General features: G+C 72.4%; 23 protein-coding genes. 12 read left to right on the top strand and 11 right to left on the bottom strand.

The features are described 5' to 3' along the window. Positions 1 to 93: 93 nt before the first annotated feature. Positions 94 to 1,524, top strand: a complete 1,431-nt coding sequence (locus tag DEJ22_RS07275; protein WP_111225983.1) for a UDP-glucose dehydrogenase family protein — start codon at positions 94 to 96, stop codon at positions 1,522 to 1,524. Between the two features lie 159 nt (positions 1,525 to 1,683). Here DEJ22_RS07275 and DEJ22_RS07280 read toward each other — a convergent pair whose 3' ends face one another. Together DEJ22_RS07280 and DEJ22_RS07285 are read right to left on the bottom strand one after the other, a co-directional pair. Further along, positions 1,684 to 2,886, bottom strand: coding sequence for an MFS transporter (locus DEJ22_RS07280; protein ID WP_111225984.1), 1,203 nt, complete (start codon positions 2,884 to 2,886; stop codon positions 1,684 to 1,686). Between the two features lie 77 nt (positions 2,887 to 2,963). Next, positions 2,964 to 3,758 carry an inositol monophosphatase family protein gene (locus tag DEJ22_RS07285; protein WP_111225985.1) on the bottom strand — a complete coding sequence of 265 codons (795 nt, stop codon included), beginning with the start codon at positions 3,756 to 3,758 and terminating at the stop codon, positions 2,964 to 2,966. A gap of 111 nt (positions 3,759 to 3,869) precedes the next feature. Here DEJ22_RS07285 and DEJ22_RS07290 point away from each other — a divergent pair, with 111 nt between their 5' ends. Next, complete coding sequence (locus tag DEJ22_RS07290; RefSeq protein WP_111225986.1) at positions 3,870 to 4,436, top strand: DUF6611 family protein; 567 nt, start codon at positions 3,870 to 3,872, stop codon at positions 4,434 to 4,436. Positions 4,437 to 4,512: 76 nt separating this feature from the next. Here the strand turns inward: DEJ22_RS07290 and DEJ22_RS07295 are convergent, their stop codons facing one another. The 6 genes from DEJ22_RS07295 to DEJ22_RS07320 all read right to left on the bottom strand — a co-directional run bounded on the left by DEJ22_RS07295 (position 4,513) and on the right by DEJ22_RS07320 (position 9,749). Continuing rightward, on the bottom strand, positions 4,513 to 5,133 hold the full coding sequence (locus tag DEJ22_RS07295) for a TetR family transcriptional regulator (RefSeq protein ID WP_146241666.1): 621 nt from the start codon (positions 5,131 to 5,133) through the stop codon (positions 4,513 to 4,515). A gap of 65 nt (positions 5,134 to 5,198) precedes the next feature. Further along, positions 5,199 to 5,852, bottom strand: coding sequence for a gamma subclass chorismate mutase AroQ (gene aroQ, locus DEJ22_RS07300; protein ID WP_111225988.1), 654 nt, complete (start codon positions 5,850 to 5,852; stop codon positions 5,199 to 5,201). After that, on the bottom strand, positions 5,852 to 6,094 hold the full coding sequence (locus tag DEJ22_RS07305; protein ID WP_146241667.1) for a hypothetical protein: 243 nt from the start codon (positions 6,092 to 6,094) through the stop codon (positions 5,852 to 5,854). The genes aroQ and DEJ22_RS07305 overlap by 1 nt, the downstream gene beginning before the upstream one ends. Positions 6,095 to 6,266: 172 nt before the next feature. Further along, entirely contained in the window at positions 6,267 to 7,199 is a 933-nt protein-coding gene (locus tag DEJ22_RS07310; protein WP_111225990.1) for an acetamidase/formamidase family protein, read from the bottom strand. Then, positions 7,196 to 8,644, bottom strand: a complete 1,449-nt coding sequence (locus tag DEJ22_RS07315) for an APC family permease (RefSeq protein WP_258379511.1) — start codon at positions 8,642 to 8,644, stop codon at positions 7,196 to 7,198. Before DEJ22_RS07315 ends, DEJ22_RS07310 begins: the two co-directional genes overlap by 4 nt. A gap of 175 nt (positions 8,645 to 8,819) precedes the next feature. Continuing rightward, on the bottom strand, positions 8,820 to 9,749 hold the full coding sequence (locus tag DEJ22_RS07320; RefSeq protein ID WP_258379512.1) for a proline iminopeptidase-family hydrolase: 930 nt from the start codon (positions 9,747 to 9,749) through the stop codon (positions 8,820 to 8,822). A gap of 84 nt (positions 9,750 to 9,833) precedes the next feature. On the opposite strand from DEJ22_RS07320, the gene DEJ22_RS07325 reads away from it, so the two are divergent. Next, entirely contained in the window at positions 9,834 to 10,565 is a 732-nt protein-coding gene (locus tag DEJ22_RS07325) for a FadR/GntR family transcriptional regulator (RefSeq protein ID WP_111225992.1), read from the top strand. Between the two features lie 30 nt (positions 10,566 to 10,595). Here the strand turns inward: DEJ22_RS07325 and DEJ22_RS07330 are convergent, their stop codons facing one another. The 3 genes from DEJ22_RS07330 to DEJ22_RS07340 all read right to left on the bottom strand — a co-directional run bounded on the left by DEJ22_RS07330 (position 10,596) and on the right by DEJ22_RS07340 (position 15,652). Continuing rightward, positions 10,596 to 12,176 carry a Na+/H+ antiporter gene (locus DEJ22_RS07330; RefSeq protein ID WP_111225993.1) on the bottom strand — a complete coding sequence of 527 codons (1,581 nt, stop codon included), beginning with the start codon at positions 12,174 to 12,176 and terminating at the stop codon, positions 10,596 to 10,598. Positions 12,177 to 12,783: 607 nt separating this feature from the next. Continuing rightward, positions 12,784 to 13,905, bottom strand: a complete 1,122-nt coding sequence (locus DEJ22_RS07335) for a DUF475 domain-containing protein (protein WP_111225994.1) — start codon at positions 13,903 to 13,905, stop codon at positions 12,784 to 12,786. 163 nt (positions 13,906 to 14,068) lie between these two features. Next, positions 14,069 to 15,652, bottom strand: a complete 1,584-nt coding sequence (locus DEJ22_RS07340) for a helix-turn-helix domain-containing protein (protein ID WP_258379513.1) — start codon at positions 15,650 to 15,652, stop codon at positions 14,069 to 14,071. A gap of 234 nt (positions 15,653 to 15,886) precedes the next feature. On the opposite strand from DEJ22_RS07340, the gene DEJ22_RS07345 reads away from it, so the two are divergent. The 9 genes from DEJ22_RS07345 (at position 15,887) to DEJ22_RS07385 (ending at position 22,048) form a co-directional block, all read left to right on the top strand. Further along, positions 15,887 to 16,189: a flagellar FlbD family protein gene (locus DEJ22_RS07345; protein ID WP_111225995.1), complete on the top strand. Its 303-nt coding sequence runs from the start codon at positions 15,887 to 15,889 to the stop codon at positions 16,187 to 16,189. A gap of 2 nt (positions 16,190 to 16,191) precedes the next feature. Continuing rightward, positions 16,192 to 17,007, top strand: a complete 816-nt coding sequence (locus tag DEJ22_RS07350; protein WP_111225996.1) for a motility protein A — start codon at positions 16,192 to 16,194, stop codon at positions 17,005 to 17,007. Positions 17,008 to 17,009: 2 nt separating this feature from the next. Then, entirely contained in the window at positions 17,010 to 17,942 is a 933-nt protein-coding gene (locus DEJ22_RS07355; RefSeq protein ID WP_111225997.1) for an OmpA/MotB family protein, read from the top strand. 75 nt (positions 17,943 to 18,017) lie between these two features. Next, positions 18,018 to 18,899, top strand: a complete 882-nt coding sequence (locus DEJ22_RS07360) for a flagellar motor switch protein FliM (protein WP_111226394.1) — start codon at positions 18,018 to 18,020, stop codon at positions 18,897 to 18,899. Continuing rightward, positions 18,896 to 19,603, top strand: a complete 708-nt coding sequence (gene fliN / locus DEJ22_RS07365) for a flagellar motor switch protein FliN (RefSeq protein ID WP_111225998.1) — start codon at positions 18,896 to 18,898, stop codon at positions 19,601 to 19,603. Before DEJ22_RS07360 ends, fliN begins: the two co-directional genes overlap by 4 nt. Positions 19,604 to 19,606: 3 nt before the next feature. Next, complete coding sequence (locus tag DEJ22_RS07370) at positions 19,607 to 20,176, top strand: FliO/MopB family protein (protein ID WP_111225999.1); 570 nt, start codon at positions 19,607 to 19,609, stop codon at positions 20,174 to 20,176. Next, complete coding sequence (fliP, locus tag DEJ22_RS07375; protein ID WP_258379514.1) at positions 20,173 to 20,997, top strand: flagellar type III secretion system pore protein FliP; 825 nt, start codon at positions 20,173 to 20,175, stop codon at positions 20,995 to 20,997. The genes DEJ22_RS07370 and fliP overlap by 4 nt, the downstream gene beginning before the upstream one ends. Further along, positions 20,997 to 21,269 carry a flagellar biosynthetic protein FliQ gene (locus tag DEJ22_RS07380; protein WP_069710948.1) on the top strand — a complete coding sequence of 91 codons (273 nt, stop codon included), beginning with the start codon at positions 20,997 to 20,999 and terminating at the stop codon, positions 21,267 to 21,269. Before fliP ends, DEJ22_RS07380 begins: the two co-directional genes overlap by 1 nt. Positions 21,270 to 21,271: 2 nt before the next feature. Continuing rightward, complete coding sequence (locus DEJ22_RS07385; RefSeq protein WP_258379515.1) at positions 21,272 to 22,048, top strand: flagellar biosynthetic protein FliR; 777 nt, start codon at positions 21,272 to 21,274, stop codon at positions 22,046 to 22,048. Positions 22,049 to 22,053 lie beyond the last annotated feature (5 nt).

The raw sequence follows: 22,053 nt of genomic DNA on the forward strand, positions 1-22,053 counted from the left end.
GGCGGACCGCCACCGCGCCTCCCGACCGACGCCTGATCGTCGGACTCCACCTCCTGCACCACGTCAACCGCTACCCGAAAGCGAGCACGAACCATGTCTGCACCAGTCACCCCCATCCCGACCCCCGACCTGCCCGCCGTCGCCGAGCACCCGCGCCTGACCGTCATCGGCACCGGCTACCTCGGCGCCACCCACGCCGTCTCGATGGCGGTCCTCGGGTACGAGGTCCTCGGCGTCGACGTCGACCCCGCCAAGATCGACGCCCTCGTCGCGGGCCGGGTGCCGTTCCACGAGCCCGGCCTGCCCGAGAAGCTCGCCGAGGCGCTGGCCTCCGGTCGACTCCGGTTCTCGACCTCGATGCAGGAAGCCGCGGAGTTCGGCGACGTCCACTTCGTCTGCGTCGGCACCCCGCAGCAGCCCGGCTCGAACGCGGCCGACCTGACGTACGTCGACTCCGCGTTCCGCGAACTCGCCCGTCACATCACCCGCCGCGCGCTCGTCGTCGGCAAGTCGACGGTGCCGGTCGGCACCGCGGCGCGGCTCACGGAGCTCGTGCACGCGGTGGCACCCGCCGGTGCCGCGGTCGAGGTCGCGTGGAACCCGGAGTTCCTCCGCGAGGGCTACGCCGTGCAGGACACCCTGCACCCCGACCGCCTGGTGTTCGGGGTCGAGTCGCCCTGGGCCGAGGCACAGCTCCGCGCCGCCTTCCGTCCGGTCCTCGACGAGGGCACACCGCTCGTCGTCGCGGACCTGCCCACGTCGGAGCTCGTCAAGGTCGCGGCGAACTCGTTCCTGGCGACCAAGATCTCCTTCATCAACGCGATGGCGGAGATCTGCGAGGCGACCGGCGCCGACGTCAGCGTGCTCGCCGGCGCGCTGTCGCACGACACGCGCATCGGCGGCCGCTTCCTCAAGCCCGGACTCGGGTTCGGTGGCGGGTGCCTGCCGAAGGACATCCGTGCGTTCTCAGCCCGCGCCGACGAGCTCGGCGTCGGTCAGGCCGTCCGCTTCCTGGACGAGGTCGACGGCATCAACATGCGCCGTCGTCAGCGGACGGTGGACCTGGTGACGGAGATGGCCGACGGCGACCTGCGCGGCAAGAAGATCGCGGCGCTCGGCGCCGCGTTCAAACCGAACTCCGACGACGTCCGCGACGCCCCGGCGCTCGACGTCGCCCGGATGCTCCGCGAGGCGGGTGCGATCGTCACGGTCCACGACCCGGAGGCGATGGCGAACGCCGCACGTGTGCGCCCGGAACTCCGGTACGCGCCGTCGATGACCGCTGCGGTGATCGACGCGGACGTCGTGGTGCTGCTCACCGAGTGGCAGCAGTTCCGCGACGTCGATCCCGAGGACCTGGGCGCCCTCGTGCACACCCGGAGGATCGTCGACGGTCGGCACGCGCTCGACGCGGATCGGTACCGTGCCGCAGGGTGGGAGTACCGGGCGCTCGGTCGGCCGGTCGCGCCGCGCACGGTCGACATCAGCGTCGACGAGCAGGACCGGCTCCAGCGCATCGCCTGACCCGGGACGGGTCTCGAAGCTCGCCGGCGGGGGCACCGCCGGTGGGACGGCTCTCGTCGTTCGACGACGCGAGCCTCCACGGGGGCAGCGGCATCGGGTCCGCCGCTGCCCCCGTACACCGTGGTCCCACTCCGTCGTCGAGACGGGGGACGGACTCGATCAGTCCTCCTCGGTCGGGCGCGTGGTGCCGTCGGCCGCGCGTGCACGCAGTGCGCGCCAGCTCAGTGCTCCTGCCCCTGCCGTCGCGACCGCGACGAGGGCCAGGGCGCCGGGCAGCGTCCACGCCGTCGCGACCGCGCCGACCAGGAGCGGGCCCCCGGCGTCGCCGACCTCGCGCCCGAGCTCCGCGTTGCCCATCGTCCGCCCCATGCGCTCCTCCGGCGTCGACGCGGCCAGGTGCGCGAAGGCGAGGGGCGTGACCGTGCCGAGCATGCCACCGACGGCAACCGCGGCGACGAAGAGGGTGACGGGCCCGGGAGCGGCGGCCAGGAGACCGAGGCCGGTGGCTGCCAGGACGAGTCCGCCCGTGCTGCCGACACGGGTGTCGAGGCGCCCCTGGTCGCGCAACCGGCCCGCCCGCGGCTGCACCACCGTCGAGACGAGGGCGACGACGGCGATGGCGACCGCGCCGACCACGGCGGGCAGGCCGAGGCGGACGGCGAGGAGCGGCAGGAACCCGACCGCGACGCCGAGCACGCCCGTCGTCGTGGCCAGGAGCGCCGTCGGCACGAGGAAGGTCGGGTCGGTCGTCTGCCGGACCAGGTCCGCCAGGGTGGTGCGTCGACGGGGTTGCACGGGCAGGGTCGGCATGGCGAGCGCGGCCCACAGTGCGGCGACCACGGCGAGGACGGTCAGGGCGACGTAGAGGGCCCGGAGGCTGATGCCCTCCACGAGCAGGATGCCGAGTACCGGGCCGAGCACGTAGCCCAGGCTCTTCCACGCGCCGTAGCGGCCGAAGGAGCGACCGAGGCGTTCCCGGCCGGCGAGGCGCGCCACCGCCGCGGACGACGCGGGGGAGAACGCGGACGCCGCCGCCCCCTGACCGAGCCGGGCGAGCGCGAGGACGAGCACGCTCGGGTGCACGATCGCCAGCACCGACGCCACGGCGAACCCGACCAGACCGCCGACGATCACCGGCTTCGCGCCGATCCGGTCGCTCAGCGCACCGAACAGCGGCTTGAGGACGACCTCGGCGACGTCGTACAGGGCGAGCACGGCGCCGAGGGTGACCAGCGAGAGGCCGATGTCGTCCGTCTCCGCGCCGAGGATGCTGGCGACCCCGTGCGCGCCGAACGCCGTCGTGAAGCCGGCGAGGTACAGGGGCGCGAGGCCACGGGCGGGCGGCTGGTGTGCAGTCGTCACGCGATCATCCTGGCGGACGTCACGAGGACGGACCACCCCGGGCCCGGCCGCTGGTCGACGTCCGGGCCGCCCCCTCGTCACGCGGTGAGCAGCGCCACCGCCTCGCGCACCGCCGTCGGTGCACCGGCGAGGTGCCAGTCGTGGCCCTGTGCGCGGACCACGACCGCCGCGCCGCCCGCACCCTCGACGAGGGCCCGGCCGGGCAGCCAGTCCCAGTCCGCGCAGTCCGTCTGCACCCAGAGCCCGATGCGTCCGGCCGCGACGTCGGCCAGGTCGCACGAGCCCGAGCCGCTCACCCGCACCGTGGCGGCTGCAGCGAGGAGCTCGACCATCGGCACCGCCGCGTCGCCGCGGAGGTGGGAGGCGTTGAGGAACGTCGCGACACTGCTGCCGGCGAGCGGGACGTCCGGGACCGCCGGCACGGGCACGCCGTCGCGCGTCGTGCGTCCGTCCGAGGCCACCCACGTCTCGGCTGGCAGGTGACGACGCACGGCACCCACGAGCAGCGCGCCGTCGGCCTCGAGCGAGACGGCGCTGCACCAGGCCGGGAGCCCGGCGACGTAGTTGTAGGTGCCGTCGATCGGGTCGACGGTCCACCGGCGCCCGTCCACCGCGTCGACCCGGGCGCCCTCCTCGCCCAGGACGCCGTCGTCCGGACGGTGGCGCAGGAGCGCGGTGCGGACGAGGTCCTCGGCCGCGCGGTCGGCGGCGGTCACGAGGTCGGCGGCCGACGTCTTGCGCTCGGCCGTCGTCCCGCCCTCCCGCATGTCGGCGGCGAGCCGGGCGGCATCGGTCACGAGGGCGGCCGCGAGCGCGGCGTCGGTCAGCGGGGTGCCGGTCACGGCGGCGTCGGCGGTGGCGTGGTCGTCCATCCGGTCACGGTACCGGTGCCTCGTTCGTTCCCCGTCCGGATCCGCCGTCGTCGCGTCAGGGAGTCGTCAGGACCCGGGCCACGCCCCTCCAGCGGCACGAGGCTGGCGGACGTGGACGACCATCGAGACCGATCGCCCCGCCGCGTCGCACGCGCCGGCTGGCACCCCTGGGGACGCTGCTCCGTGCAGCCCGTCACGCGCACGCTGTGGAGCGGGCGGACACTCGAGGTCCACCCGCCGGGGACGACCACCGGCGAGCTCGTGCTGCTCCGAGCACTGCAGGCGTGGGGCGTCGGCGGCGCGGTCGCCGCGATGGGTGTCGTGGTCGCGCTGCACGACCGGCCCGTCGTCGGTGCGGTGGTCGCCGTCGTGCTCTACGCGGCGGGCTTCGCCGTCCTCGCGCGGATGACCCGCCGGACCCGTCCCGGCGTGCGTACGGTGACCGTCACCGTGTTCCACGGCAACGGTCACCCCGAGGTGCACGGCGACGTCCGGCTGCTCGAGACGTCGCTCGACCTGCTGTGCCTGGCCGAGACGGCCGCCCGCCGTGGTCAGCTCTCCCGGGTCGAGTACGAGCTGGTCTGGGGACGGGTCTGGTCCGCGATGCCCGCGGGGGCGTCGCGCAGGCACGACCGTCCCCGTCCCACCGGTGCGCGTCGGGCGTCCCGCCCGTGGTGACCGGCGCGCCGGTGCCCGCGGTGGCCGCGGAGGCCGTCCTCGAGCAGGACCCCGACGACCCGACGGTCGTCCTCGGCTACGACTGAGCGAGCACCAGTGGCGCTGGTGCGACCCGGTCCGCGGCGTCGTCGATGCCGAAGGAGACGAGCAGGGGCACCCAGAGCGCGTGCAGGCGGCGCACCAGCTCGTCGTCGGAGGACGGGCGTGCGGCGGTCGTGAGGCCGAAGGTCGCCTCGAGCACCAGGTCCTCGGCGTGTTCCGGCAGCGGCAGTGCCGTGCTGCGTGGTGCGGCCTGCAGCTGGGCGCGGACGAAGTCGGCCCAGACGAAGCCCCTCGGGACCGCGACGTCGGTGTGGAGCAGCTCGCGAAGCAGCCGGACCGCTCCGGCGGTGCCCGGCCGTGTCCGCGTCTCGAGCGCCGTGGTCAGCAGGACCCGGGTGAGCCGCTCGACGCCCGCGGGGTCCGTGCTCGCCGACGCGAGGTCGGCCCAGTGCGCCTGCTCCGTGGTGATGACGGCCGATGCGAGCGAGAGCTTGGACGGGAACAGGTGGTACCCGACCGCGGACCGCGGCCGACCCATCGCCTCGGCGACCCGCGAGAAGCTCGTCGCCTCGTACCCGAAGCGGGCGAACTGGGCACCGGCGGCCTCGACGATCGCTTCACGGCTCGCGGCCATGGTCGCCTGTCGTCGGTTCACGGTGCTCCTCGTCGGTCCCGGGCCACGGCGGCCCGGGACCGAGTCTAGGAGCACCGTCGGCGTCGTCAGGGTCGGCAGAACGCGGTCCACGCCACGTGGAGTGCCCGCCGTTCCAGGGACCCGAGCCCCGGTTCGACCCGGTGGCGTTCCGCGACGACGGCGTGCCGGCACCCGTGGGCGTCGGCGAGGTCCTCGACGGCGCCCACGGCGTCGACCACACCGTCGTCGAGCGCGGTGATCCGGGCACGGAGCTCCGCGAGGTCCGGCGCGGTCGTCGGTGCGGTCCAGGGTTCGTGCGTCCACCGCGTGAACGAGCCGCGCTGGACGAGCTTGCTCGCGGCGATCTGGTCCCGGAGCACCCGTTCGACCAGGTCCGGGTCGATGCCGGCCGCGCGGGCTCGGGTGACGCCGGCGTCGACGACCGCCTGCTCGCGGGCGGGATCGGCGATCGGCCGTCCGTCGAGCCACTTGGACGCCGCGACGGGTCCTGCGAGCTCGAGGCGCTGCACGACGAGGTCGCCGAGCGCCTGCAGACGCGCCGCCTGCTCCGCGGACGACGACGCGGACGACGACGCGGACGACGACCCGGGCGTCGGCGCCGGGGCGGTCCGGTCGCCGGGGGTGGCGCTCGTGGTCGTCGTGGCCGCAGCCGGCACGACGGTGAGCGCCGTGGTGCCGATCGCCGTCCCGATCACGGCGAGCAGGGCCGCCGTGACCATCAGGGCTCCTCGACGGGACGGTCGGGTGGTGGGGTGGGTGTCGGAGTGCACGGTGGTCTCGGTTCCTTCCGGTCCGTCGGGCGGCGCGATCGGCCGGTGAACGCCCGGCGGACCGGCTCGACCACGAGCGCGGTCCACGTCGGGAACACCTCGACGTGGTCCACGCCCGCCACGCAGTCGCACACGTCCACCACCGGGGCGTCCAGGCCCGGGTAGATCGTCGTCACGTGGTGCCGGACCATCGCGACCACCCTCCTCGTGTCGTCGTCAGACGATCGTCTGACGACCACGACGCTACTGCGGACGCGTGCCCCTGCCGATGAGGGTGTGCAAAGCCGACGACGGACGGGAGGCGCGGGGTCGACCAGCCCTGCGCCTCCCGTCCGTCGTGCGGTGGCCTCCTGCGCCTGCCGGCTACAGCACCGCCTTCGGCACCCGGTGCAGGGTGACCGCGCCGACCGCTGCGAAGGGGTGCAGCGGGTCGGGGTCTCCGGAGCCGGTCGGGCCGCCGAGCTTCGAGTCGCCGACGGCGCTGAGCACCGCGTAGGCGTCCTCGGCGGTCCAGCCGTGGTCCTCGACCAGGAACGCGAACGCGTCCTCGTACCCGCGTCGCACGCTCTCCTGCACCGGGTCGCCGAGCCCGACGAAGAGCCACTCGTCGGCGGTCTCGATGCGCGGCGCGCGGAGCGGCCGACCGCCCCGCACGAGGTCGACGGAGACGATCGCGGTGCCCTGCGCCTCGATCGCGACGAAGGACGACTCGCCCTCGGCCATGATCGCGTGGACGTCCCCGATCGACAGCAGGGCGCCCGGCACCCGGACCGGCAGGTACACGGTCGAGCCGGGCCGGGCCTCGGTGACGTCCATGTTCCCGCCCTCGGCGTACGCGGGCATGATCGTCGAGTTCGTCCCCGACGCCGGAGCGACGCCGATGCACCCGATCATCGGCCGGACCGGGAACGCGTGCCGGTCGGTGACGTGCACGACGCCGTCCTCGATCGGGCAGCGGCGGGCGAAGACCCCCTCGGGCATGACGTGCTGGAGCGCGCCGGACCCGGGCAGCGACACCGACCAGCCGTGCGTCGTGAGCTGGATGTCGTGGATGTGCACGGCGAGGGTGTCGCCGGGCTCGGCGCCCTCGACCCAGACCGGCCCGGTCACGGGGTTGATCGGTGCCTGCAGCTGCGCGAGGTCGTGGTGCTCGTCGAGCTCGGCGTAGACGGCGTCGGTGGTCTCGAAGCCGATCGTCTCGCCGGTGCCCGGGGTGATCCGGAGCACGGGGTCCCGGTCGGCGGAGAACCCTGGTCGCCCGAGGGTGTTCGGCAGGAAGTGGTCGGGGGTGGTCATCGCTGGCCCTTCTCCGTGGTGGTGGTGTCGAGGCCGCCGACGGACCCCTCGCCCCGTGTGCCCGGTTCCTCCGACCCGACCTCGGTCGAGCGACCGGTCGACCGGTAGTACAGGAACACCGCGGCGCCGACGACGAGCCAGACGATGCCGCCCACCTTCGCCTCGACCGCGGCGTTGAGCAGGACGTAGCCGATGATCAGGAACCCGATGAGCGGCACGACCAGGTGCAGCAGCCAGTTCCGCGACCTCCCCTTCACCACGTGGTGCACGAACACCGACACGTGCAGGAGCATGAAGCCGAACAGGGCGCCGAAGTTCACCAGCGACGAGATCGTGTCGATCTGCCCGACGAAGAACAGCACGAGGATCGCCGAGAGCACCGACACGACGATGATCGCGTTCTGCGGGACCTGTCGACCGTTGAGCTTGTGCAGGAACGCGGGCAGCTGCCGGTCGCGGCTCATCGAGAAGAGCAGGCGGCTCGTGGCGGCCTGCGCGGCCATCGCGTTCGCGATGCCGACGGCGAGGACGTTGACGGCGAAGAACGCGGTCGCCCACCCGCTCGAGGAGGCCTGCTCGACGATCGTGAAGAACGCGTTGCCGGCCTCACCCTCGGGGAAGGCGTCACGCCCGGCGGCGAGGGCGGACGCGAGCCACGTCTGCAGCACGAACAGGAACGCGACGATGACCAGCGCGAGCACCATCGCGAGCCCGGCGCCGCCACGGCGGCCGGTGGACTCCTCGGACAGGGTGGAGATGCCGTCGAACCCGAGGAAGCTCAGCACGGCGATCGACAGCGCCGAGGCGATGAGCGGCGCGGAGACCTTCGACGGGTCCCACACCTGGTCGGTGCTGAAGGACGCGCCGGGGACGGTCCCGCCGGTCAGCGCGACGATCGCGATGACGACGAAGACCGCCACGAACACGAGCTCGATGAGCAGGAAGACGCGGTTCGCGAGCTTGAGGGACGAGACACCGAGCAGGTTGATCACGGTGTTGATCGCGACGAACACGAGCGCCCAGAGCCAGCGGGGCGTGCCGGGGAAGATGCCGACCATGCTCTCGGCCGCGAACACGTAGAGCAGCGTCGGGACGAGCAGGTAGTCGAGCAGGATCGCCCAACCGGCGAAGAACCCGGCGGTCGGGTGGATGCCGCGACCGACGTACGAGAACACGCTCCCGGCGAGGGGGATCGACTTCGCCATCTGCGCGTACGCGAGCGCGGTGAAGATCATCGCGACGAGGCCGACCAGGTAGACGAGCGGCACCATGCCGCTCGACGCGTTGTAGACGGTGCCGAAGATCGCCCACGGGGCGATCGGCACCATGAAGACGAGCCCGTAGACGAGCAGGTCGGTGGTGGACACGGAGCGCTTGAGCTCCTGCTTGTAGCCGTAGGCCTCGAGCTGCTGCTGCGCGGAGAGCTCGCTGTGCTGCTGCGACATGTCGGTTCCGTTCGGGGAGACGGTGCGTGGGAAGGAGGGAGAAGGGACGGGAGGCGCGCGGCGGGTCGGGCGCGCTGGTCGGGTCCGGTGGGGCGACGGGCGGGAGGTGCGCGGCGGGGTCGGTGCGCGCCTCCCGTCCGACGGGTGGTCGGCCTGGTGGGCCGGTACGGCGGGGTCAGCCCGCGGGCTGGTCGTCCCGTGCCGGGTCGTCGTGCTCGGCGAGGAACGCCGCGACCACGCGGCGGAACTCCTCGGGCTGCTCCAGGTGCGAGCAGTGGCTCGCCCCGGGGAAGACGTGCTGGCGGACGTCGGCGATGCGCTCGACGAAGGGCTGCCAGGTGGCGGGGGTCGCTTCGTCGTGCTCACCGGCGACGACGAGGGTCGGGACGGACACCCGGTCGAGCCGGTCGATGACGGTCCAGTCGCGCATCGTGCCGATGACGTGGAACTCGTTCGGCCCGTTCATCGTGTGGTAGACCGTCGGCTCCTGCTCCATCTGGGTCTCGGAGTCGACGAAGTCCGCAGGCATGGGGACGACGCGGCACACGTGGCGCTCGTAGAACACCTGCGTGGCGGCGAGGTACTCGGGGTCGTCGACGGTGCCGGCCTGCTCGTGGCGCGTGAGGGCGTCCTGCACGTCCGCCGGCAGCTGTGCGCGGAGCTCGGCCGCACCGTCGACCCAGAGCTGCATCGACGCGGGGGAGTTGCAGATCGCCAGGGAGCGGAGCCCCTCCGGCTGCCGGACGGCGATCTCGGATCCGAGCATGCCGCCCCAGGACTGCCCGAGGACGTGGTGCTCGCCGAGGCCGAGGTGCGCGACGAGGGCGGTGTACTCGTCCACGAAGAGCTGCGGGGTCCAGTACTCCGTCGGAGCGTCGGGGCGGTGCGAACTCCGACCGCACCCGAACTGGTCGTGGTGCACGACGGTGCGTCCGGTCTCGTCGGCGAGCGCGGCCAGGATCCGGAGGTAGTCGTGGGCCATCCCGGGGCCGCCGTGCAGGACCACGAGCGGGAGCGCGCCGGGGGTCGGGGCGTCGGGTTCGGTGACGCGGTACCAGGTCTCGCCGTCCTGGAACGGCATGGTGCCTTCGATGATGCGGGACATGACGCACAGCATGGCCCCGGCAAAGGTTCCCTGCAATACCTTTTCTCGTCCTTTAACGTGGACGAAACGCAAGGAGGGGGCCGAGTGCCAGATCGTGCGACGGAGACCCGTGTCGACGAGGTCGAGGACCGGCTCGTCACGGCCGTTGCCGTCGGCGAGTACCTGCCTGCGTCCCGCCTGCCGCCCGAGCGGGAGCTGGCGGTGCTCCTCGGTGTCGGACGTGTCACGGTGCGCGCGGCCCTCGCACGACTGGTCGACCGCGGACTGCTCGAGACCCGCCGGGGCCGGGGCGGCGGCACCTTCGTCCGCACACAGTGGCCGGACTCGTCCTCCGACGCCGTCGGCCGCACACTGCTCGCGCGCTGGGCCGGCATCCGCGACACTGCCGACGCGATCGCGCTGCTGCACGGCGCACTCGCCACCGCCGCGGCGGAGCGCATCACCGACGAGGAACGAACTGCGCTGCGGGCCCGACTCGACGACTTCCGTGCGGCGTCGTCCGGGTTCGACAAGCAGCAGGCCGACGCCGTCCTGCACCGCACGATCATCGACGCGGCCGCGAACGAGGTGCTCGCCGCGACGCTCGCCGGGCTCGAGTCGCAGGTGTCGATCGCCGCCCCCGCACACCTGTGGGGCACCGCCGAGGGCATGGCCGAGATGGAGGCACGGGCGCTGCACGAGCACGAGGGGCTCGTCGAGGCCGTCTGTGCGGGACGGCCGGTCGATGCCGGGGTGTTGGCACGCCGGCACGTGGGCATCGACCTCGAACTGCTCGAGCGGGCGATGCTGCGTGCGGGTCAGGTGCCGACGGACTGACTGCTGTCCGAGTGCGGCCACGGTGCGGGCTCAGGCCGGTGTCGAGCCCTCGAGCCGCGCCTCCTCGGCGTCGTAGCCGGCGCGCACCTGGCGCAGGACGAGGTCGTCGATCTCGTCCTCGTCGCGGAGCCGCAGCAGGGTCGCCGCCTTGTGCCGCACCAGGGCGAGCTCGAGGGCGACCGTCGCGTCGTGCCGCTGCAGCGCCGGGTGGTCCTCGTCGTCCTCCTCCCGGGCCTGGATGACGTCGAGGTGGGCCTCGAGGTCCTTCCGCACCCGGTCGACCGTCGCCCGGTCGGCACCGGCCTTGCGCGCCAGACGGGGGAGCGCGTCGAGCGCCTCCTCGACCGCCGTCCGCTCGGCGTACCGGCGTTCCTCGCCGACCGACTCGTCCTCGGGGAGTGCGGCCCGGCGCAGGACCGCGGGGAGCACGAGCGCCTGGCCGACGATGGTCACGACGACGACGCCCGCGGTCACGAAGACGATGAGGTCGCGGTCCGGGAACGCGCCGCCGGACTCCAGCGTGCGGGGGACCGCGACGGCCATCGCCAGCGACACCGCGCCGCGGAACCCAGCGAAACCGCTGACGAGCCGGTCACGGCGACCCTCGCGCGGCTCACCGCCGAACCGACGGGTGACGAGCCAGACGGTCCCGCCGATCGTGCCCTCGAAGGCGAACCGGACGAGCACGAGCACGACCGAGACGGCGAGGACGAGACCGACGCCGCTCCACAGCTCACCGGCGTCGAGCTCGCGCGCGGCGACCATCGCCTCGATGCCGACGAGCACGAAGAGCGCACCGTTGAGCAGGTAGGTCAGGAAGGACCAGAACGCGCGGACCTGCTGTCGGGTCTCCGCCCGGTCGAGCTTGGGGGCCACCTGGCTGACGACGATGCCGGCCGCCACGACGGCGAGCACCCCGGACGCACCGATCGCCTCGGCGCCGAGGAACGCCGCGAACGGCACGAGCAGTGTCACGAGGTTCTCGAGCACGACCGTGTCGACCCGCCGGAGCACGAGTGTGCCCAGCCACGCGGCGAGGAGCCCGCCCGCCACCCCGCCCACGTACGACAGGACGAGCATGCCGGACACGCTCCAGAACGTGAGCTCCTGCGTCCCGACGGTGACCGCGACCGCGATGCCGTAGACCACGAGGGTCGTGCCGTCGTTGACGAGGCGCTCAGCACGCAGCACCGTGACGTTGCGGCGGGGCAGCATCTTCGTCAGCACGCCGACCGCAGTTGCGTCCGTGGGCGCGACGGCCGCGCCGAGCACCCACGCCGGACCCCACGGCATGCCGAGCAGGTGCAGGAGCGTCGCCACGACGCCGGCCGTGACGACGACGAGCAGGGTACCCATGAGGACGATGCCGCGGAGGTTCTTCCGGATCTCCCGGAGCGAGGTGGTCAGGCTCTCCCAGTAGAGCAGTGCCGGCAGGAACAGCAGGAGCACGGCCTCGGCGGGGAGCTCGACGCGTCCGAAGGTCGGCACGAGGGCGAGCAGCGCGCCGATGACGAGCAGCAGGACGGGCGGCGCCACGCGGATGCGGTCGGCGACGGCAGCCGTCACGGCGATGGCGAGGCCGAGGGCCACCACCAGTTCAGGACCGAGCACGTGTCTCCTCGCAGTTCGTCGGACGCGTCAGTCAACGCCGCGGGTGCTGCGAGTCCTTCCCGATCCGCGTCCGACGGCCGGTTCGTCGGTGTCCACGAGTCACAGCCTCAGACCGCAACCTTTCGGTTCTTGCGGAAACGACCGGTTCATGGCGATCTCGACCTCACCCCGCAGCCGGAACGTCGGAGCTCGCACGAACCTGCCGACGGACGACTCGAGGGATGACCTCGTCGACTTCGCGCGGCTCCTCCACGAGAGTTCGGCGGAACCACACAAGGGCGCGAGGTTGCGTGCTCCCGATGGATCGGAACGCCCGATCCCGGAGGAGCTCTTCGATCCTCGAGCAGGTCGCGGACGCACTCGCCAACGGGAGCGGTGACACGGTCGCCCCGAATGACATGCAGATGACCACGCAGCAGGCTGCCGACTTCCTCGGCGTCTCGAGGCCGACCTTGATCAAGTACCACCGCGGAGCCCCACCCCGCTGCCCGGCGCCGCCACGTCATGGCGATCAGCGTGCTGACCGGAACCGTCCGCGCGCTCCGGACACGGAGTCCCCGCGCTGAGCGTGCACGCAGGGTCTCGTCGAGATCCGGGCCGGACCGGGTCAGCCCGTCGCCGCCTGCCGTCGGAGGCGCCGTGCCCACGCCCGCCACGGCAGCGAGCTCGTCAGTGCGAGACCGATCACGACGGTGCCGAACCAGCCGACGACCACCCCGGGCACCGGCACGAGCAGGCTGGTCCAGAGCAGGACGGCGAGGACCCCGAGGACGTAGGCTGCCCCTGCCTTCAGGTACCGGAGGCGCTTGAGCGTCGCCGCCTGGTCCAGGCGCGACGTGGTGCGGGCGAGGAAGACCGCGCCGACGGCGATTGCCGTGACCGCGAGCGCGGCCTGCTCGAGCGCACCGAGTCCGTCGGCGCCGAGCAGTCCCGACCCCGACAGGCTGTACACGCCGTCCAGGATCTCGAACAGCATGAAGACCACGAGCCCACGCTCGAAGACCACCGTCGACGCGTAGGCGTGGACCCGCCACGAGCCGCGCGTCCCGACCGCACCGGTGTCGGTGCCGTCCACGCCGCGCAGCGCCCACCGAGCGATCCGCTTGGACACGAGGTAGGCGACGGTGCCCGCTGCGCCGCCGACGGCGACCGGGAGCACCGAACCGGGCGCCCACGCGTCCTGCCGTCCCACGAGGACGGTCGTCACGAGCACGCCGGCTGCAGCGGTGACCACGGACCAGACGCGCGGTCGCGCGACCCGGGCGAGCCGCGCCTCCAGGCCGCCCAGCCAGGACCGACGTGACAGGCGGTCGGTGTTGAACAGGTACTCGGCGAACACGAGCCAGATGAACGCCGCGCCGAACGCGGCCAGCGCGGGCCTGACCTCGGCGAGGTGGGCGGAGAACGACCCGGGAGCGAAGACGGCCTCGTCGACGGCGGACGCGGGGTCCGTGCCGCCGCCGACGGCGACCGCTGCCGGGGGCAGCAGCAGGCGCATCGCGAGGACGCCCGCCACGATGCCGAGTGAGAGGAAGAGTCGCCGTGCGGGGGAGTGCAGACGCCCCGCGATCCCCGCCATCGGGACCGACGAGTCGGCGGCCATGGCGATCTCGAGCAGGGCGAGCGCACCGAAGGCCAGAGCGGCTGCCGGGCCGAGTGCGACCCATGCGACGGCCGCGGCCGCCACGGTGAGGACGAGGGGGACGGTCAGGAGCGATCTCGTGGCCATGCCCCCATGCAGCACCTGGCGTCTGGATCGCGGGTCCGTCTCGTCTGGCAGACGACCTGGAGGCGCCGGTGCGTTCGTCGGAACGGGTGACGGCCCGTCCCCACTTGCGGGGACGGGCCGTCAGTGCGGTGACCGGAGGGTCACCGCGGTGGTGCCACCGGGATCAGTCGTGGAACGTCTCGATCGACGCGCCGAGCGAGTTGAGGCGCTCCTGCAGCTGCTCGTAGCCGCGGGCGATGATGCCGACGTTGCGCAGGACGCTCTCGCCCTTCGCCGCGAGCATCGCCAGCAGGATGACGACGGCGGGACGCAGGGCGGGCGGGCAGCTCACCTCGGCACCGGAGAAGTGCGTCGGCCCGGTGACGTCGAGGCGGTGCGGGTCGCGCAGGGTGACGCTCGCGCCGAGGCGGGTGAGGTCGAGCAGGTGGATCGCCCGGCCCTCGTACACCCAGTCGTGCACGAGCGTGGTGCCCTCGGCCATCGCGGCGATGACGACGAAGAACGGCAGGTTGTCGATGTTCAGCCCGGGGAACGGCATCGCGTGGATCTTGTCGATCGGCGCGTGCAGCTCGGACGGGTGCACCGTGATGTCGACGAGGCGCGTGCGGCCGTTCGCGGCGGCGTACTCCTCGCTGACGTCGAAGCGGAGGCCCATCTCGGCCAGGGTCGCGAGTTCGATCTCGAGGAACTCGATCGGCGCGCGGGTGACCGTCAGCGTGGACTCGGTGACGATGCCGGCGGTCAGCAGGCTCATCGCCTCGACCGGGTCCTCGCTCGGCCAGTAGTCGACGACCTCGTCGATCCGGCTCTTGCCGGTGATGCGGAGCGTCGTCGTGCCGATGCCCTCGACCTGCACCCCGAGGAGCTCGAGGAAGAAGCAGAGGTCCTGCACCATGTAGTTGGGGCTGGCGTTGCGGATGGTCGTCACGCCGTCACGGGCGGCCGCGGCGAGGATCGCGTTCTCGGTGACGGTGTCGCCGCGCTCGGTGAGCACGACCGACTTCGTCGGCACCTCGGTGTTCGCCACGTCGACCTCGTACCAGCCGGACGTCGCCTCGACGTCGACACCGAACGGGCGCAGGGCGATGAGGTGCGGCTCGACGGTGCGGGTACCGAGGTCGCAACCGCCGGCGTAGGGGAGACGGAACGAGCCGTAGCGGCCGCTGAGCGGGCCGAGGAACATGAGCACGCTGCGGGTGCGACGCGCGGCGTCGGCGTCGATCGCGTCGAGGTGCAGGTCCGACGGTGCGACGATCTCGAGCACCTCGCCGTCCTCGGACCACGTGACGGTGGCGCCGAGGCTCCGGAGCACGTCGATGATCCGGTCGACCTCGACGATCCGGGCCACCTTGTGCAGGCGGGTCACGCCGCGGTTGAGGAGCGAGGCGCACAGCAGTGCGACGGCGGCGTTCTTGCTCGAGTTCACCGCGATCGAGCCGCTGAGCTTCCGACCGCCCTGGACACGGAGGTGCGCGCGCTGCGGGGCGCCACCGATCGAGACGATCTGCTGGTCGAGCGCGTCGCTGATACGCGTCAGCATCTCGAGCGACAGGTTCTGCCCGCCCTGCTCGATGCGGTTGATCGCGCTCTGGCTGGTGCCGACGCGCTCGGCGAGCTGCGCCTGGGTCATGCTGCGGCCCTTGCGGGCACCGCGGATGAGTGCGCCGACCTCGCGGAGGGGTGCGGCGGCTGCCGGAGCGGCGGCTGCCGGATCGGCGGGCGTGACGACGGTGGTGGTGTCGGACATGGTGGCCACGGTAACACGCTCGTGAGATAAAACAGGGGACAAGACCCGGCGATCTCGCAGCATCGGATCGGGAATAACTCGTTCATGAGAAGTTGTACGACGGGTGTTCCGTCGCGGTGGGACTGGCGCTAACGGGCTCGCGTCCCACGCCGATAAGCACCGGTGCAGCCCCACGGACGGGACTGCATCCCGCCCCACGGACGGCGGCGGGACGATCCAGAACCAGGACGGGCCATGATCGTCGTCACACGACTCAACGGCAGCGCATTCGCTGTCAACCCCGACCTCGTGGAGCGCATCCAGGAGACGCCGGACACGACGCTCATCATGGTCGACGGCGCGAAGTACATCGTCCGCGAGTCCATGGCCGAGGTCATCGACGCCGTCGCCGCGTACCGCGCGCGGATCGTCGGCATGGCCTACGGCGCCGACGTCGCGACGAACACCACCGGGCCGCAACCGACCCTCGCGCCCGTCGCCCCGCTCGTCACGAGTGGACGACGCGACGCCGCCCGGAGCCAGGACGGGGGTCGCTGAGCATGGACATCGCAACGATCATCGGGATCCTGCTCGCGTTCGGCGCCCTGTTCGGCATGGCGCAGATGGAGCACGTCGAGATGGCCGGGCTCTTCCTGCCCGCCCCGATGCTGCTCGTCTTCGTCGCCACCATCGGCTGCGGCGTCGCGAGCACCACCATGAAGGACGCCCTCGCGGCCTTCAAGGCGGTCCCGAAGGCCTTCACCGGCAAGGTGACCCCGCCGCAGACCGTCATCGACGACGTGGTCGGGCTGGCCGAGACGGCTCGCGCCAACGGCCTGCTCGCGCTCGAGCAGGAGGCCGACAAGCACGACGACCCGTTCATGAAGAAGGCCCTGCAGAACATCGCGGACGGCACGGACGGCGACGAGCTCCGGATCCTGCTCGAGGACGAGATCGAGTCGAACGCCGCACCGATGCGGAGCGCGAGCGCGTTCTTCATGGGTCTCGGTGGTTTCGCGCCGACCGTCGGCATCATCGGCACGGTCGTGTCCCTGACCCACGTGCTCGCGAACCTCGGCAAGCCGGACGAGCTCGGCCCGCTCATCGCGAGCGCCTTCGTCGCCACCCTGTGGGGTCTGCTCACCGCCAACTTCCTCTGGCTGCCCTTCGGCGGCAAGCTCCGCAAGCTCGCGCAGCTCGAGGCCGACCGCCAGACGCTCCTCATGGAGGGACTGCTCGCCGTGCAGGCCGGCAGTCAACCCCGCCTCCTCGGCGAGCGGCTCACCGCCATGGTCCCGCCGTCGGCACGCGGCACCACCGGGAAGGCCACCAAGGGCGCCACGGCTGGCGTCGACGACCAGCAGCTGGCGGCCTGACCGTGAGCGCGAACCCCCGTGGGCGGGGTCGTGGACGCAAGAAGGGCGGCCACGACGAGGTCGAGCACCCGGACGAGCGCTGGATGGCGTCGTACATGGACATGATCACGGTGCTCATGTGCATGTTCCTCGTGCTCTTCGCCATGTCGTCGGTCGACCAGGAGAAGTACATCGCGCTCAAGCAGTCGCTCGCGACCGGTTTCGGTGAGGTGAAGTCCGAGAAGATCGACACCGCCTCCGGCACCGTCGTCGCGAAGTCGCAGGTGACGAAGGACGGCAAGGGGTACGCGACGGACGACTCCGACGCCGACCACTCGACCGCCGCGTCCGGCGCCGACGACACCAACGCCGATCCGGCGTCGACCGCGGTGCCGCCGGTGACCTCGAAGGCCGACCTGGCGGCGGCGCAGCGGGAGCTCGACGACCTCGAGGCGATCGAGGCGGCCATCCAGGGCAACCTCGAGCGGGCGGGGGAGACGTCGAAGGTGCAGTTCGCCGTCGACGACCGGGGACTGACCGTGCGGCTCGTCGGCAGCGAGACCTACTTCGCGACCAACAGCGCCGACCTGTCCGACCAGGCGCGCCGGATCATGGACGCCATCGCCCCGGTGCTGCGGACCAGCGCGCACGACGTCAGTGTCGAGGGCCACGCCGACCAGCGGAACTCGACCGCGCCGTACGCGACGAACTGGGAACTGAGTGCGGCACGGGCGACCGGGGTGCTCCGTGACCTGGTCGAGCGCGGCGGGATGCCCGCGGACCACGTGCAGAGCGTCGGCTTCGGGTCGAGTCGCCCGCTCGCGAAGGGCGCGACCGACGCGGACAACACGCTGAACCGACGGGTCGACATCGTGGTGCTGTCGAACCAGGACCAGGACGTGAGTGCCCTGATGCCCGCGCTGGCGAAGGCGCAGGACGGAGCACGCCAGGGCTGACACGACCGCCCCAGAACGGGGCACAGCGCGGGTGTGACGCTGACGGCTGCCGGTCGTCGGCCGACAGACGCACCCGTGACCGAGACCCTGCCCGCGCCCGAGGTGTACGACTTCGCGCGCCCGTCGACGCTCGCCCGCGAGCACGCCCGGGTGCTCGAGCTCGCCTTCGAGACGTTCGCGCGGCAGTGGGGCACGCAGCTCACCGCGAAGGTGCGCGCCGTCAGCCAGGTGACCTGCGAGCAGGTCTCGATGACGACGTACGACGAGTACGCCGCGTCCCTGCCCGCCCTCACCGGCATGGTCCTGCTGCCGATCGCCGACCTCGCCCCGAAGGGCGTGCTGCAGGTCCCGCTCGACGCCGCCCTGACCTGGGTCTCGCACGCCCTCGGCGCCTCGAAGCCGCTCCCCACGCCCGAGCGGACGTTCACCCCCATCGAGCAGGCGCTCGTCCGGAAGATCGTCGAGGACGCCCTCGACGACCTCCGCTACTCGTTCGGCGGGTTGCTCGCGCACGAGGTCACGACCGGCGGCTTCCAGTTCAACAGCCAGTTCGCCCAGGCCGCGCAGAAGGGCGACCTGATGATCGTCGCGGCGTTCTCGATCCGCGTCGGTGACCGTGTCGCGCCCGGCACGCTCGCCCTGCCCGCCGAGGCCGTGCTCCCGCAGCTCGGCGAGGACGCCACGAGCGTGAGCGCTGCGGACGCCAAGGCGCTGCTCGACGCGCAGCTGGCCAACGTGCCGGTGGGCGTCAGCCTGCACTTCGCCCCGGCCGCGGTGCTGCCGACGCAGGTCCTCCGCCTCGCCGTGGGTGACGTCCTGCCGCTGCCGCACCCGCAGCACCGTCCCCTCACCATCGCGGTCGACGGGCACCCCGTCGGCACCGCGGCCGTCGGCGCGAACGGTTCGCGCCTCGCCGGCATCGTCGTCACCACCACCGATCCGGAGCAGCACGCATGAGCGCCACCACCACCCTCCACGCCACCGCAGCGGAGTCGCTCGCGGCGCAGCTCCCGACGGCGGCGCCCCTGACCGCCGTGTCCCTGCCGGGAGGCGCGACCCCCGACGTCCTCGCAGCCGCCGTCGACGGGGTGGTCGCGTCCTTCGTCGGCGGACTCTCCGCGGACCTCGCGCTGGTCCTCACCGACCTCGGCGCCGTCGTCGCTGCGGGCGGCGCCGACGCCGGCCTGGTCGACGTGACCGACGTGCTGCGACCGTCGCTCGAGGCCGCCGCGACGGTGCTCGGCGTCGGCGTCCTCGGCGACGCTCGTCGCGAGTCCGCGGCCTCGCTCCTCGCCGACCCCGAGACCGTGGTCTTCGAGCTGAGCGCCGGCGGGGCGGCCGGCGGCTGGTTCGGCATCCGGGTCCGCGAGAACGGCACGGTGTCCGCTCCGGTGGTGGCCGGTGCCGTCCCCGCCGGGAACCTCGGGCGCATCAACAACGTCGAGATGACCCTGACCGTGGAGATCGGCCGCACCCGCATGTCCGTGCGCGACGTCCTCGGCATGGAGCCCGGGGCGGTCGTCGAGCTCGACCGCAGCGCCGGCTCCCCGGCCGACGTGCTCCTCAACGGGCGGCTCATCGCGCACGGCGAGGTCGTCGTGGTCGACCAGGACTACGCGGTCCGCATCACCAAGATCCTCGACGTCGCCGAAGCGGTCTGACGCGTGGACACCCTCTGGATGGCCCTCCGGGTCGCCGTGTCGCTCGGCGTCGTGCTCGCGCTCATGTGGGTGCTGCACCGCCGCGCGACGAAGGGCGGGCTCGGGGTCGCGGTGAAGGGGCGCGGGCGCCGGTCCGCCGCGGTCGAGATCGTCGGTCGCCAGGGCATCGGCGGCAAGGCGAGCGTCGTCGTCGTCGACGTCGAGGGGGAACGCCTCGTGCTCGGCGTGTCCGAGCAGAGCGTCTCGCTGCTCCGGAGCGGTCCGACGCCGGCACCCGACCTGACCATCGTCACCGGACCCGTCGTCCTGCCGACCGAGCCGCGGACGTCGGCGCCGACCACGAGCGCCGACCGGTTCCGCGCGGAGCTGGAGCGCCAGGACCACGCGGCCACGGGCCTCCCGACCGGCACCCCGGCGGGCACCGCGACGCCGCTCCCGATGCGCCCCCGCGGGCGCGCACGTCGTCCGGAGCGCGCCGTCGTCCCGACCGCCCAGCAACTGCAGGGCTCCGTGCTGTCCGCGGACACGTGGCGGCAGGCCGCCGCCGCGCTCCGAGGCCGGCGGGCCGGGTGACGGCCGCACTGCGGACCGGCCGCACCGTCACCCTCGTCGTCCTGGGCCTGGCGACGGTCGCCGGGTTCCTGCTCCTCACCGCGGGCGGTGCGCACGCGGTCGGCGTCACCGAGCCGACCGCGCCGACGACACCGACCCCGCCGAGCGGCGGCGACTTCAGCGTCAGCGTGAACGGGCCGGACGGCACACCGTCGTCGGCGATCGTCACGCTCCTCGGCATCACGCTGCTCAGCGTCGCGCCGGCGCTCCTGCTCATGATGACCTCGTTCACGAAGATCTTCGTGGTGCTCGCGATGACGCGGAACGCCCTCGGTCTGCAGGGCATCCCGCCGAACCAGGTCCTCGCCGGCCTGGCGCTGTTCCTGTCGCTCTTCGTGATGGCACCGGTGCTCGGGCACATCAACGACGACGCGCTGCAGCCCTACCTCGCGGGGCACATCGACTTCGCGAAGGCCGTCGAGATCGGGACGAAGCCGCTGCGGACGTTCATGCTGCACCAGACGCGCGAGGAGGACGTCGCGCTCATCACCCGCGCCGCCGGTCAGGACAACCCCGCGTCGATGGCCGACGTCCCGATGACGACCGTGATCCCCGCGTTCGTCATCTCCGAGCTCCGGAGCGCGTTCATCATCGGGTTCGTCATCTTCATCCCGTTCCTCGTCATCGACCTCGTCGTCTCCGCCGCGCTCATGTCGATGGGCATGATGATGCTCCCGCCGGTGATGATCTCGCTGCCGTTCAAGATCCTGCTCTTCGTCCTCGTCGACGGGTGGGGCCTGATCATCACGTCCCTCATCGAGAGCTACCAGGTGGTGCACTGATGAACCAGCAGGCGGTCATCGACCTCACGCTCCAGGCGCTCCTGGTGTCGGCGAAGCTCGCCGCGCCGGTGCTCGTCACGTCGCTCGTCGTCGGCTTCGCGATCTCGCTGTTCCAGTCGGTGACGCAGATCCAGGAGGTCACCCTCTCGTTCGTGCCGAAGGCCGTCGCCGTCGCGATCGCCCTCGTCGTCTGCGGCAACTGGATGATCGCGGAGATGGTCGCGTTCACCCACGTCGCCTTCGACATGATCCCGAAGCTCCTCGGGACGTAGCCGTGGACCTCGTCATCGACGCCGACCGCCTCGAGGCCACCATGCTCGCCGGGGTGCGGCTCGTCGCCTTCTTCGTGATCGCACCGCCGTTCGCCTACAAGGCGTTCCCCGGCACCGTGAAGGTGATCCTCGGGCTGGGCCTGGCCATCGGTGTCGCGCCGCGTGTCGGCCTCGGGTACGCCTCGCTCGACACCGGCGGCTTCCTGCTCGCGCTGCTCACCCAGCTCGTCGTCGGACTGGGCCTCGGGTTCCTCGTGTACCTCGTCTTCGCCGCGGTGCAGTCCGCCGGCGCCCTGATCGACCTGTTCGGCGGCTTCACCCTCGCCCAGGCGTACGACCCGCAGTCCCAGGTCAACGGCGCGCAGTTCACGCGGCTGTTCCAGATGGCGTCGCTCGCACTGCTCTTCGCCAGCGGCGGGTACCAGCTCATCGTGGCGGGACTCGTGCGGTCGTTCGACGCGGTGCCGCTCGTCGCGGCCGACGGTTCGCCGGGCACCTTCGCGATCGGCGGCTTCGCCTCGGTGCTCGTCGCGGCGGCCGGACAGATGTTCCTCGCAGCACTGCAGATCGCCGGGCCGCTCGTCGTGGTCCTGTTCCTGGCCGACGTCGGCCTGGGGCTGCTCACCCGCGTGGCCCCGGCGCTCAACGCGTTCCAGATGGGCTTCCCGATCAAGATCGGGCTGACCGTCGCGTTCGCCGGGGCGCTCTTCATGGCCCTGCCGGCCGTCGTGTCCTCGCTCACCGGCGACGCCGTCGCCGCGATCACCGGGCGGGGGTGAGGCGA

The organism is Curtobacterium sp. MCSS17_007 (assembly GCF_003234175.2).
Lineage (GTDB): Bacteria > Actinomycetota > Actinomycetes > Actinomycetales > Microbacteriaceae > Curtobacterium.